Raw genomic sequence first — 12,507 nt, 5'->3', positions numbered from 1 at the left:
GAAACAACCTCTTTTCAGTAGTTTAATAGGTTTTCTTCTATCTTAAAAGACCTCTTGCTGCAAAGGCAACGTTTTGGGGTCTTTCAGCAAGCCTTCTCATAAAATAACCATACCAATCGTTTCCAAATGGCACATAAATACGCATTGTATAGCCTTCTTTAGCAATTGCTAGTTGTAGCTCCGTGCGGAAACCATATAGCATTTGAAATTCAAACTGCGTTTTTGGAATGTTATTCTCGAGTGCAAAACGTTTTACGTTCTCGATTATATTGTGGTCATGTGTTGCTACCGCTGTATAGCTACCATTTAGCAAGTGTTGCTTAATGATGGCCATATAATTTTCATCAATCTTCGCTTTATCTTGAATGGCTACTTCAGGAGATTCCTTATAAGCACCTTTTACAAGACGTAAAGAAACACCTTTTAAATTGTTAACATCTTGCTCTGCTCGATATAAATAAGCTTGGATTACTGTTCCTACATTTGTATACTCTCTACGTAACTCAGCTAATAAGTCTAGAGTTGCATCCAAGTGAGAGTAATCTTCCATATCAATCCGAACGAATATATTATACTTAGCGGCTGTAGCTAAGATTTTCCTCATATTATCACGACAGAGATTACGATCAATATCAAGCCCTAATTGTGTAAGCTTTAAGGATAAATTGCAGTTAACTCCAGACTCAGCAATAGCTTCAATCGTTCTCACACAATAATCAGTAGATTCTATTGCTTCTTCTCGATTAAAAACAAATTCCCCTAAATGATCAACTGTACAGACGAGTCCCTTTTCATTTAATTTTCTTACAGCATCGATAGCGCTTTCAATGGTTTCACCTGGAATTACATGCTTTGCCCCAAGCTTTAAACCCCATTTTTTTGCGCTTTTATTAAGTGTTTTATTTTTTGATAGAAAGAGGAAAAAATTTCTCAAAACCATTTCCATTTCAAAAACCCCTTTTAATGTCTTAATTTAACATGTCCTATTGAAAGGTTAGAATATAACATATTGAAATCGCACCCCTATATTTACACTCTAAACTTCTTAGGATTTTTTTTTTAGCTCATAGCCTTTTCTATTATTGGGGGAGACTACCTTGCTCCCCCTAATACTATATTACCTATGATATCTGTCCGTCTGTTACTCTTACTCGCCGTACAAAAAACTGTCGATCTCGACACTATTAAAAAATGAGGTTACTTTGCTAAGACACTCGTAATATGTTCTAAAGCCCAATCTAGATCTTCTTTTGAAATAACTAGCGGTGGCGCAAAGCGAATGACATTTACATGTGTTTCTTTGCATAGTAATCCTTTTTCTTTTAACGCTTCACAATACTTTCTTGCAGGTTCTGTTAATTCTACCCCGATAAATAACCCTTTACCGCGAACCTCTTTAATAAGGGGACTATTAATCTCAGACAATCTTTTTTGGAAGTAGTTTCCTAGCTCTAAAGAACGGTCAGCTAGTTTCTCTTCCTCAAGTACTTCTAATGAAGCAACTGAGACTGCGCAAGATAATGGATTTCCTCCGAAAGTTGAACCATGAGAACCAGGCTCAAATACACCAAGAACATCCTCATCAGCGGCAACTGCAGAAATTGGCATAACACCTCCGCCTAACGCCTTCCCTAAAATGTACATGTCTGGTACAACATTTTCCCAGTCACACGCAAACATTTTTCCTGTTCTGCCTAAACCAGATTGAATTTCATCTGCAACAAACAGGACATTATTTTCTTTACAAACATCATATGCCTCTTTAAGGAATCCTGCTTCAGGAATAATAATTCCTGCTTCTCCCTGAATAGGCTCAAGAATAAACGCTGCAGTATTTTCCGTGATCGCAGCTTTTAACGCTTCAAGATCTCCATAAGGAATAATTTTAATTCCTGGTAACATTGGACCGAAGCCACGTTTATATTCATTATTTGAAGAAAGCGAAACAGCTGTCATTGTCCGACCATGAAAATTATCTTCACAAACAATAATTTCAGCCTTATCATCAGCAACACCCTTAACAAAATAAGCCCAACGTCTAACTGCTTTTACAGCAGTCTCGACTGCTTCAGCTCCAGTATTCATTGGCAATACCATACTCTTACCAGTAAGCCCTGATACTTTTTCATAGAAGTAACCTAATTGGTCATTATGAAATGCCCTTGAAGTTAGGGTAATCCGATCGGCTTGATCCTTTAATGCTTGAATGATCTTTGGGTGTCTGTGTCCTTGGTTTACTGCTGAATAAGCACTTAACATATCAATATACTTATTCCCCTCTGGATCTTCTACCCAAACACCTTCAGCCTTCGATATCACAATTGGTAGCGGATGATAATTACGCGCTCCAAATTTTTCTGTTTGTTCAATAATTTCATTTGTTTTACTCATTATTTAACCTCCATCACTAGCTTCTGAATAGAAAAGCCTGTCTAAACTATGTTATCGCTACTACTATAGTTGTTCTGAAACTAATTTCGCTTGTGTAAATAGTAATAAATAATCCGGTCCACCAGCTTTTGAATCCGTTCCTGACATGTTGAAGCCCCCAAATGGATGGTACCCTACAATAGCTCCTGTACACCCTCTATTGAAATAAAGATTCCCAACATGGAAGTCCTCTCTTGCTTTTTCAAGGTTTTCTCTGTTTCTAGTAAGTACAGCTCCTGTTAAACCATACTCCGTATTATTAGCGATCTCTAAGGCATGATCAAAGTCGTTTGCTTTACAGAATGCCACAAATGGGCCAAATACTTCTTCGTGCATAATGCGAGCATTTTCGTCTACATCGGCAAAAATTGTTGGTTGGATAAAGAAACCTTTTGAGTTATCTCCAGTTCCACCTACCATTAATTTCCCTTCTTCTTTTCCGATTTCAATATAGCTCATGATTTTATCAAATGCTTTTTGGTCTGTTACTGGTCCCATAAAGTTATCGAAGTTTGTAGGCGAACCAATTGTTAATTCTTTCGTTAGTTCGACTGCTCTTTCCAACACTTGGTCATACACGTCTTGGTGGATAATCGCTCTTGAACAAGCTGAACATTTTTGACCTGAGAAGCCAAATGCTGATTTCACAATCGATTGTGCTGCTAATTCTAAGTCTGCATCTTTATCAACGATAACTGCATCTTTACCGCCCATTTCAGCAACTACTCGTTTTAGCCAAAGTTGACCTGGGTGTACTTTTGCAGCGCGCTCATAAATTCGAACACCTACTGCTTTTGAACCAGTAAATGAAATGAAACGAGTACGCTTATGGTCTACTAAATAGTCACCGATTTCTGAACCATATCCAGGAATATAGTTAACAACACCATTTGGAAGACCTGCCTCTTCTAACACTTCCATAAATTTATAGGCAATTACAGGAGTTGTCTCTGCAGGCTTTAAGAGAACTGTATTTCCAGTTACAAGAGCCGCTGCGGTCATACCAGCCATAATTGCGAAGGCAAAGTTCCAAGGCGGTATAACAACGCCTACTCCTAGTGGAATATATGAAAGCTTGTTATGCTCAAACGGTCTGCTTTCAACAGCAAAACCTTTGCTAAGTTGTAGCATTTGACGTGCATAATACTCAAGGAAATCGATCCCTTCTGCAGTATCTGCATCCGCTTCATTCCATGGCTTACCAGCTTCTAGTACTAAATAAGCAGAAAACTCATGCTTACGACGTCTAATGATCGCCGCTGCTTTAAATAAAATGTCGGCGCGAACTTCCGGCTTCCATTTTTTCCACGTGTTAAATGTCCCATCAGCTACTTGCATTGCTTTTTCAGCTAAATCAACATTCGCTCTGGAAACGGTTCCAACAACTTGTTCTTTATTTGAAGGATTAAGAGAAACAATTTTATCTTCTGTAGCAATTCTTTCACCATTAATGATTAGATCGTAGTCTTTACCTAATTCTGCTTCTACCTTTTGTAGAGCTGCCTCAAATTCTAGACGATTTTTTTCTACTGTGAAATCTGTAAATGGTTCATGTTTGTAAGGTACTACCATATATAATCCTCTCCTTTTCTAAATATCTTCCTTTGACATTTATACTGTTGCAATTTTTGTGCCAAGTTTTAATAGTTTAGATAAAGAGTGCTGAAACGTTCACATGTGCCAACTTTTTTTGCTATGCAAAATGAATTTGCAATAAACGCAATTTTTTTTTGCATGTTGGTTAGCCCCTATTGTAAACTACTACTATAGAACTTAAAAAAGGGAGTTGAAAAACTTTGTTTGAGTTTAAGGATCACCAACAGTTAAAGAAGTTTGCTAAGTTTTATCAACATGCCTTAAATGAAATTGACAGCGGCGTCCATGTTATTGATGAAAATGGCAAAACGATTATTTACAATCAAAAAATGATGGAAATTGAAGCAATGCATGTAGAGGATGTTATTAATAAAAATTTGCGTGATGTTTTTATGTTTTATGAGGATCAAGAGAGTACCCTTCTTCAAGCTCTTTATGAAGGGAAAACCACGAAGAATAAGAAGCAAACTTACTTTAATAATAAAGGCCAAGAAATTACGACGATCAATAATACCCATCCAATACTTGAAAATGGAAATATTATTGGTGCCATAGAGGTCGCTAAAGACATTACCAAATTAGAAAAATTAATTCGAGAAAATGGACCAAAAAATTCAGAGACATTTTATACGTTTAACTCAATTACCGGTGAAAGCAGTGCAATAAAAGAAGTTATCGAACAAGCCAAAAGGGCAACACGCACATCTTCTTCTGTGTTAATTATTGGTGAAACCGGTACTGGTAAAGAATTATTCGCTCAAAGTATTCACCATAGCAGTGATCGCAACAATAAACCGTTCATTAGCCAAAACTGTGCCGCACTTCCTGAAAGTTTAATAGAAGGTTTATTATTTGGCACAAAAAAAGGTGCCTTTACAGGGGCAACAGAACGACCAGGACTATTTGAGCAAGCTAATGAAGGAACCATTTTATTAGACGAAATTAACTCATTGAGTGTCGGTCTTCAAGCAAAGCTACTACGAGTCATTCAAGAGAAATGTTTAAGGCGAGTCGGTGATACAAAAGACACCCCCATCGATGTCAGGATCCTAGCAACAATAAACGAAGAGCCCTTAACCGCTATTGAAGAAGGACGCCTCCGAAATGATCTCTATTATCGACTTAGTGTCGTTTCTCTTCAAATTCCACCGTTAAGGCGCAGAAAAAATGATATTCCACTCCTCGTAAATACGTTTATTCAGAAATTTAATCAAAAGTTCCAGATGGAAGTTAGAAAAATAGATGAAGAGATTTTACGTTTATTTTACGAGTATGATTGGCCAGGCAATATCCGTGAACTAGAACATGTCATTGAAGGTGCTATGAATTTAATTATGGATGAAGATCGCATCGATTTTACCCATCTGCCTAGTCACTTTCGAAACAAAACTCAATTTAAAGCTGAAATACCAGAAATGTTTCAGCCTATAAATCGAAAATCTGATTACAAACCGTTTACAAAACCGTTAAAACAACAGCTGGACGAATTTGAAGAATACTATATCCAAAAAGTACTTGAACAACACAATTATAATGTTACCCAAGCTGCAAAACAGCTTGGATTAAGTAGACAAAGCTTACAATATCGAATGAAGAAGTTTTCATAAACGAAAATGACTTGTCAACATCAAGAATATCATCTACTCATAGAGCTCAAACGTATACCATAAGTTTAAAACATTCTTTTTTAACAGGACCTTGCATACAATACAACATGTCCTTTTATGCGAGGTTGGTTAAATGTCAATGTTCTCTAATAAAAAATTACTAGCGATAATTGCTGGCAGTTTTATTATAAGTTTTGGAATTAATAACTTTTTCGTTCCATTTCATATTTTAGATGGTGGAATGATTGGGCTCGGCCTTATCATTCACTACACATATGATATCAATGTTGGTGTTGCGATATTAATTTTAAGTATCCCTATTTATTGTGGTGCCTGGCTTTGGTATCGAGACTTTTTTTATAATAGCATTGTCGGTTTTGTCGTCTCAGCTCTGTTTATCGATCTCTTTCAAGGGTTCACGTTTACTGTTGAAAACCTCTCACCATTAATTGGAGCCTTGATTGGTGGTGCTCTGCTAGGAATTGGTGTCGGTGTTATGTTTCTTTATGATATAAGTACTGGCGGCTTAGATTTATTAGCACAGATGATTGCCGATTTATTCAAGACGAATGTCGGTATTCTAATTTTTATTGTTGACTTACTAGTTGTGTTTGCTGGCTTTTCTGTCATCACCTATGAGGAAATCATCCTTTCCACAATTGCTGTTGCAGCGACAGGTTTTACTACGACAGTTATCGTCATGCTGAAAGCTAAATAGTGACATAATATTTCCTGGGAAAACAAAATCCCTTTACTTTTTTAATAAATCAGCTGGCTTCACTGAGTAAATGTCGAAAAAGTTAGTTAAGGTAAACTGATCACAAATTCAATTAAATATAAAAAATCGAGGAAATCATTCTCCTCGATTTTCTTGTTAACTTTCCTTTTCAATGTATTCAAATAAAAACGATTGACCGTTTCGATAAAAGCGGGGATCATAAATCCCTAATCTCTCATCATCATCGACAACAACAACAAATGGCGACCATTTATAAAGTGTTTTCGCTTCAGGTCTTTCGGCAAACAACTTATCTAAATCAGCCTCTTCTTCACTAAACAATACAACTTGGATATTTGGCTTTGACCAAAGGTTTCTTTCCGAAATCTCTACGGTCCCCCCATTTTTGCCAATAACATTGTAATTCCAAGGAATAAAGTTAGCTGAAAGCGCAAGTTCCTCATACGTGGTACTCGCTTGTTGGTAAATAATATACCCTTGACTCGTTTGTATGACTACATGAAGGACAATCGCAACCCAAACAAACCGGTAGACTTGAAAAGATGGCCACTTCGTTTTTTTCACAGTAATAAATCCAATTAAAATTAGCGCCCAAATTACAAAATCAATGATTGGAATCGTCCCAAATGTGATACGAACTGCAGAAAACGGCTCTAGATAACCGGTCCCCCATGCATTAAATAAATCACTAGTGTTATGAATAAAGACCGCTAATGCCCCCATAAGAAAAATACGTCGATCTTTCACTCGCCAAAACAGATAGCATAAAAGCGTTAATATGAGTGCCCAAATAGGAACCATAAAGATTGAATGCGTAATGCCTCGATGCCACATTTGATACTGCCCTTCTGTATCCCAAAGCCTAGATATCACATCAATATCAGGAATTTGACTTCCAACTACAGTTGTGAAAAGTAACGCTCGTTTTTTTCCTTTTGGAAATTCCCGTTTATCTACTGAACCGTATAAAGCAAGACCAAACAATGTATGTGTTATTGTATCCATGATTTCACCACTCTTCACAATTTCCCTATAACTATAGCAAGTTTTTTTTATAAATTACAAATAATTACGCTTTAAAAATTCAAACAAAAACATTCTTGATTTCCCTCTCCCTGCCCTGAGTGAAAGTAGCGGCAGACTTCTTTTGCACCGTTGTTATTTAGCCCCTGTATATGAGGCTCACTCAAGAATTCGACCGAGTTTCCCCCATAAAAAAAGCCCAACGAAAATATAACGTTGGACTTTCCATATTACTCTTAATACCGAATGAAATTAAGGTACTTTGGCACTTCAACAAAATCCAAGAAATATGGACCAACCTGCGTCGGTTCTATTCCTTCAAATTGAACAATTTCAGCCTCGAAATCTCCTGCGGTAAATAAGATCGCTTCAACCATAGCGGTATTTACAGCGGTATTCTCAATATATGTCCCTTCCGCAAAGGTGATTGTAACGATTTTTCCATTTTGATTAACCTTTGAAATTACGATATCCTCAGGAATAGAAGCACGATAGCCCCTACTATCATCACCTTGCTTCATGAACTGTAAAGTTTCTTCTAGGGTTGGATATTCTACTTCATTTTCATCTTGGAGATTTCCAGGCGCACCAACGACATTCCCTCTCACCAAAAACGTATGCCCCGTCTCACTTGCAAAGAGATAATAACCTCGGTTCGTCTCTCGTAACGATATATCAGATCTAGGGCTGTATTGCCCCCAATCTACCTGCGGTTCGCCATCCGAGCTAAGTTCAATTTTTTCAAACCATGGCCTGAAGGTCTCGATTAATGAATATTCATAAGGACGGTGTTGAGCACTTGCTAAACCACCTAAACTGCCGGTCTTAAAGTCAATTTTTAATATACCCGCTTCCCCTTCCACAATTGAATTGATTTGAAATGGCGGAAACGGTTCGAATCCATAAGCTTCTCCCGAAAACGTATCTTTTGCTGTTAAAAATCGCTCAATTACATTAGACCCTTCTGCTAAAAGTGTAACAGGTACCGCAAATTCCTGAACTCCACTCGAAACAGGGAGGGCTAAAGTGACTAACTGATCAGCTAGTTCCACTTCATCGTAAGGTTGAACTGCATTAAAATAAATGAGAGAAAAACCTTCACCTGTATTTCCACGCTCGTCAACAACCATAATTTTCGCAGCATCTTCTGGTAATTCTGTTGTCTCCATTCTAAAATCAGGATATGTTTCTTCTATCGTAGCATCTCTTTCATTTAAGAAGGAAGGAATAATTAGTAACAGGAGAACGAATACTGCTGCTGCAGCGAAAGTAGGAATAACCCAACTTTTCTTTTTCGCTCGTTCTTTAATCTGCTCTTCCTGCAGTCTTTCTTGGATCCGTTCAAATAAAGCTTCCTTGCTCTGTTTATCCTCAATTTTAGGTAACTTCCTCAGCTGACTTTCAATAGTTTTTTCATCCCATTTAGAGGACCGCATCATCTTCCCACCTCCTTTAAATCTGAGTGATGGCTCGTGCTAAGTAGATCTTGTAGCGTTTTAATCGCTCTATGTTGGGTCGTTTTCACTTTACTTTCAGTCCAACCTAATATATTTGCAGTTTCACTAATCGAGAGGGATTCAATGTATCTTAAAATAATGACTTGTTGTTGATCCAATGAGCATCTTCCAAGCATCTGGTATACTTCTTTCATCTCCTCCCTTTCTAATATTATTTCTTCAGGTAATGGTTCTTCGTCTCTAATTTGAAACTCTTTTTCTGACAGTTCAAAGAGACCGAATACCTTTCGTTTTTTTCGGTTTTGGCTACGAATCCAATCAACACCTACATGCCTAGCGATTGAATATAGCCATGTTTTCTCACTGCTATCTCCTTTAAAGGAGGAATAAGAATTAAATACTTTTATATACACTTCTTGTACTAACTCTTCTGCTGTTTGTCTATTTCGAACCATGTAAAACAGAAACTGAAATAATGAATGGTGATAAGTTTCATACAAGCGTTCAAATTCATCATTCACTGCTTCTTTCCCCCCTATTAATCTAGTCGTTATTTCTTAAGAAAAGTTACAATTTCTTTTTTGTAATTCGCTAAAAATGTAGTTCACCTTTGTTTATAACTCTTTTTTCGAAAAATATCCACTAGAAATTTACTACTTAATGATTATCGTTAAAATAAAAAAGACTGTTGAAAATTGTAGCCATTTCAACAGTCTTTCTATTATGTTTTATAAACTTGGATCTTTCTTGGGAACAATCTTAAAAATTTCTCCTGTCTCAAATACGGAAATAACGTCGTCGAGCCATTTATAGTAAGCTTCTGCCTGACTTAGTTTTGTTAAGTCTAACTGAATTAATTCCTTTACCTTCGCAATTTCAGTTCTGTTATTCAATAATTCCAACATTGACTTTGTCTCTTGGATCGCTTTCATATTCTGCTCGGTACTATTTCTCCAACGAGTAATAAATACATTAGAAAAAGAGCGGTACCAATCTTCTTCAGTTCTATATAGATCCTTCCTGATCCCCTTTTCCCAGACTCTTTCAACCATATCAGCATCAAGTAGGGACCTAATTCCAGTACTCATACTCGTTTTACTCATTCCTAGCGCTTCGCTCATTTCGTCTAAGGTCATAGGATCTTCTGAAAAAAATAACGTTCCATACAATCTTCCAACAGAATGAGAAATATCATATAAATGAATGTTTTTTGCGATTTCATTTATAAAAATTTCACGTGCTTTATTTAGATCATTATAATCTTTTAACTCGCTCTCAGAATTTTTCATCATGCCTCCCCTAACTATATAAGTAGTTATTATAAGTAGTATAGCAAAGAGGAAAATATCTTAAAAGTTAATAATAAAATAGCATCTAGGAGTATCTAGGAGTATTTGTAAGTATTATGTATGTAAATTACGTACAGTTTTTTCTGTACGTACAATACGTATGAATATTAAAGAATATACAGTTTGTGCAGAAAAGAAAATATATTATATAGTATTAATAGCAACAATTCAATTGGTATTTTTATGTTTTATCGACAAAATCAAATCTTTAATATCAATAGATACAAAATCGAACTGAGGTGTAACTAATGTCCAAAATAAAAGTTGAAAACCTAACAAAAGTTTTTGGTAAAAAGCCCAAAAAAGCGTTAGAACTTTTAAAGCAGAATATTTCAAAGGACGAGATATTAAATAAAACAGGAATGACGGTTGGTGTCAACCAAGCAAGTTTTGAAGTAGAGAATGGCGAAATATTCGTTATTATGGGCTTGTCAGGAAGTGGAAAGTCAACATTAGTCAGACTTCTTAATCGATTAATCGAACCTACCACAGGTAATGTTTGGATTGATGGAGTCGATTTAGCAGCAATGGGTGAAAATGAATTACGTGACGTTCGCAGAAAAAAACTAAGCATGGTATTCCAAAAGTTTGGACTCTTTCCATTTCGCACAGTGCTTGAAAATGTAGAGTACGGGCTTGAAGTACAAGGAATTGAAAAAGAGGAAAGAAAGGCTAAAGCCACTACATCCTTAGAACTTGTTGGTCTTAAAGGCTACGAAAATATGTATCCTAATGAACTATCAGGTGGTATGCAACAACGTGTCGGTCTTGCTCGCGCTTTAGCAAATGATCCTGATGTCTTACTTATGGACGAAGCTTTCTCAGCTCTAGATCCACTAATTCGAAAAGATATGCAAGATGAATTATTAGATTTACAGCAAAAAATGAAAAAAACAATTATCTTCATTACTCATGACCTAGATGAAGCTTTGAGAATTGGAGACAGAATTACAATTATGAAGGATGGTTCTATCGTTCAAATTGGAACACCAGAAGAGATTTTAACTAGTCCTGAAAATGATTATGTGGAAAGATTTGTTGAAGATGTAGATCGTTCTAAAGTCTTTACAGCTGCACATGTTATGAAGCGTCCAGAGACAGTAAATGCAGAGAAGGATGGTCCACGCGTTGCTATGCAACGAATGAAGGACACTGGTATCTCTAGCATTTATGTTACCAATCGTAATAAGGAACTTCTTGGCATTGTTAGTGCAGAACAAGTTTCAAAAGCTAATAAGGACGCTAGCTTACTAGAAATCATGGAAAAAAGTGTTCCTACAGTTGCTCCCCAAACACCTTTACATGATCTGTTTGATATCGTATCAACTTCGCCAATTCCAGTAGCGGTTGTTGCCGAAGGAAAATTAAAAGGAATTATTATTCGCGGAGCTGTTTTAGCCGCTTTATCATCAAGTCAGGAGGTGAATGTTGATGAATTTACTACCGAGACTACCGCTAGCTGATGGCATTGACGCATTTGTCGATTGGTTAAAAAATGCAGAAGGTTTATTTACAGGGATTACAGCCGTTATTCGATTTATTGTAGATCAACTAAGTTCTGGACTAAGTGCAATTCCAGAATTGGTATTTATTCTATTAATTACGGCATTAGCATTTTTTGCAACAAAAAGAAAAATTGGTTTACCTATATTTACTTTCTTTGGACTATTACTTATTCAAAACTTAGGTTATTGGAATGATATGTTATTAACACTTTCCCTCGTGTTAACATCTGCAGGAGTATCTGTTATCTTTGGTGTTCCGATTGGTATTTGGATGGCAAAAAATAAAACAACTGAAAATGTCATAACACCAATTTTAGACTTTATGCAAACAATGCCAGCCTTTGTCTATTTAATCCCAGCTGTCGTGTTCTTTGGAATTGGTATGGTTCCTGGTGTAATTGCATCTGTCATATTCGCAATGCCACCTACAGTGCGATTAACAAATTTAGGGATAAGACAAGTATCAACTGAACTTATTGAAGCAGCAGATGCTTTTGGCTCTACCCCATTTCAAAAACTTTACAAAGTTCAGTTACCAATGGCTAAGAAAACAATCATGGCCGGCGTCAACCAAAGTATTATGCTTGCTTTATCAATGGTAGTTATTGCTTCAATGATTGGTGCGTCAGGACTTGGTACAAAAGTTTACTATGCGGTAGGTCGTAATGATGCTGGCGGTGGCTTTGAAGCTGGAATTGCACTTGTAATCGTAGCAATCATCTTAGACCGCTTGACGCAAAGTTTTAATAAACAAAAAGGAATTGTCTAAGTCAGGTTTTCACTCTTTTTCAAAAAAAGGGT

At 36.5% G+C, this 12,507-nt stretch carries 11 protein-coding genes; 4 read left to right on the top strand and 7 right to left on the bottom strand.

Translation table 11 applies throughout. From position 1 onward, the window contains the following. Positions 1-37: 37 nt before the first annotated feature. The 3 genes from ACK4M9_RS18360 to pruA form a co-directional block, all read right to left on the bottom strand. Complete coding sequence (locus ACK4M9_RS18360) at positions 38-940, bottom strand: proline dehydrogenase family protein (protein ID WP_409853848.1); 903 nt, start codon at positions 938-940, stop codon at positions 38-40. A gap of 257 nt (positions 941-1,197) precedes the next feature. Next, on the bottom strand, positions 1,198-2,391 hold the full coding sequence (locus ACK4M9_RS18355; protein ID WP_409853768.1) for an ornithine--oxo-acid transaminase: 1,194 nt from the start codon (positions 2,389-2,391) through the stop codon (positions 1,198-1,200). 63 nt (positions 2,392-2,454) lie between these two features. Next, positions 2,455-4,002 carry an L-glutamate gamma-semialdehyde dehydrogenase gene (gene pruA / locus ACK4M9_RS18350; RefSeq protein ID WP_409853766.1) on the bottom strand — a complete coding sequence of 516 codons (1,548 nt, stop codon included), beginning with the start codon at positions 4,000-4,002 and terminating at the stop codon, positions 2,455-2,457. Between the two features lie 224 nt (positions 4,003-4,226). On the opposite strand from pruA, the gene ACK4M9_RS18345 reads away from it, so the two are divergent. Together ACK4M9_RS18345 and ACK4M9_RS18340 are read left to right on the top strand one after the other, a co-directional pair. Beyond that, positions 4,227-5,633 (top strand): sigma-54 interaction domain-containing protein, encoded by a 1,407-nt coding sequence (locus ACK4M9_RS18345; RefSeq protein ID WP_409853763.1) that lies wholly within the window; start codon positions 4,227-4,229, stop codon positions 5,631-5,633. A 133-nt stretch (positions 5,634-5,766) separates the two neighbouring features. Then, positions 5,767-6,351, top strand: a complete 585-nt coding sequence (locus ACK4M9_RS18340) for a YitT family protein (RefSeq protein WP_409853761.1) — start codon at positions 5,767-5,769, stop codon at positions 6,349-6,351. A gap of 156 nt (positions 6,352-6,507) precedes the next feature. Here the strand turns inward: ACK4M9_RS18340 and ACK4M9_RS18335 are convergent, their stop codons facing one another. The 4 genes from ACK4M9_RS18335 to ACK4M9_RS18320 all read right to left on the bottom strand — a co-directional run bounded on the left by ACK4M9_RS18335 (position 6,508) and on the right by ACK4M9_RS18320 (position 10,144). Then, on the bottom strand, positions 6,508-7,377 hold the full coding sequence (locus ACK4M9_RS18335; protein ID WP_409853758.1) for a metal-dependent hydrolase: 870 nt from the start codon (positions 7,375-7,377) through the stop codon (positions 6,508-6,510). A 254-nt stretch (positions 7,378-7,631) separates the two neighbouring features. Beyond that, positions 7,632-8,834 (bottom strand): hypothetical protein, encoded by a 1,203-nt coding sequence (locus ACK4M9_RS18330; protein ID WP_409853755.1) that lies wholly within the window; start codon positions 8,832-8,834, stop codon positions 7,632-7,634. Then, complete coding sequence (gene sigX, locus ACK4M9_RS18325) at positions 8,831-9,391, bottom strand: RNA polymerase sigma factor SigX (protein ID WP_409853845.1); 561 nt, start codon at positions 9,389-9,391, stop codon at positions 8,831-8,833. The genes ACK4M9_RS18330 and sigX overlap by 4 nt, the downstream gene beginning before the upstream one ends. 189 nt (positions 9,392-9,580) lie before the next feature. Beyond that, positions 9,581-10,144: a GbsR/MarR family transcriptional regulator gene (locus ACK4M9_RS18320; protein ID WP_409853753.1), complete on the bottom strand. Its 564-nt coding sequence runs from the start codon at positions 10,142-10,144 to the stop codon at positions 9,581-9,583. A 305-nt stretch (positions 10,145-10,449) separates the two neighbouring features. Here ACK4M9_RS18320 and ACK4M9_RS18315 point away from each other — a divergent pair, with 305 nt between their 5' ends. Further along, complete coding sequence (locus tag ACK4M9_RS18315) at positions 10,450-11,664, top strand: quaternary amine ABC transporter ATP-binding protein (protein ID WP_409853751.1); 1,215 nt, start codon at positions 10,450-10,452, stop codon at positions 11,662-11,664. Beyond that, positions 11,633-12,475, top strand: coding sequence for an ABC transporter permease (locus ACK4M9_RS18310; RefSeq protein WP_409853748.1), 843 nt, complete (start codon positions 11,633-11,635; stop codon positions 12,473-12,475). The genes ACK4M9_RS18315 and ACK4M9_RS18310 overlap by 32 nt, the downstream gene beginning before the upstream one ends. The last annotated feature ends 32 nt before the right edge of the window (positions 12,476-12,507 follow it).

Origin of the sequence: Anaerobacillus sp. (assembly GCF_046314235.1) — a bacterium.
Taxonomy (GTDB): Bacteria; Bacillota; Bacilli; order Bacillales; family Anaerobacillaceae; genus Anaerobacillus.
The sequence above is the reverse complement of the archived record's forward strand: the minus strand, read 5'-3'. Positions and strand labels throughout refer to the sequence as shown.

Bases quoted from the DNA above. Each gene is read 5' to 3' on its own strand.
- ACK4M9_RS18320 (WP_409853753.1), bottom strand. From the start codon at position 10,144: ATGATGAAAAATTCTGAGAGCGAGTTAAAAGATTATAATGATCTAAAT.
- ACK4M9_RS18360 (WP_409853848.1), bottom strand. From the start codon at position 940: ATGGTTTTGAGAAATTTTTTCCTCTTTCTATCAAAAAATAAAACACTT.
- ACK4M9_RS18335 (WP_409853758.1), bottom strand. From the start codon at position 7,377: ATGGATACAATAACACATACATTGTTTGGTCTTGCTTTATACGGTTCA.
- ACK4M9_RS18330 (WP_409853755.1), bottom strand. From the start codon at position 8,834: ATGATGCGGTCCTCTAAATGGGATGAAAAAACTATTGAAAGTCAGCTG.
- ACK4M9_RS18355 (WP_409853768.1), bottom strand. From the start codon at position 2,391: ATGAGTAAAACAAATGAAATTATTGAACAAACAGAAAAATTTGGAGCG.
- ACK4M9_RS18310 (WP_409853748.1), top strand. From the start codon at position 11,633: ATGAATTTACTACCGAGACTACCGCTAGCTGATGGCATTGACGCATTT.
- pruA (WP_409853766.1), bottom strand. From the start codon at position 4,002: ATGGTAGTACCTTACAAACATGAACCATTTACAGATTTCACAGTAGAA.
- ACK4M9_RS18340 (WP_409853761.1), top strand. From the start codon at position 5,767: ATGTCAATGTTCTCTAATAAAAAATTACTAGCGATAATTGCTGGCAGT.
- ACK4M9_RS18315 (WP_409853751.1), top strand. From the start codon at position 10,450: ATGTCCAAAATAAAAGTTGAAAACCTAACAAAAGTTTTTGGTAAAAAG.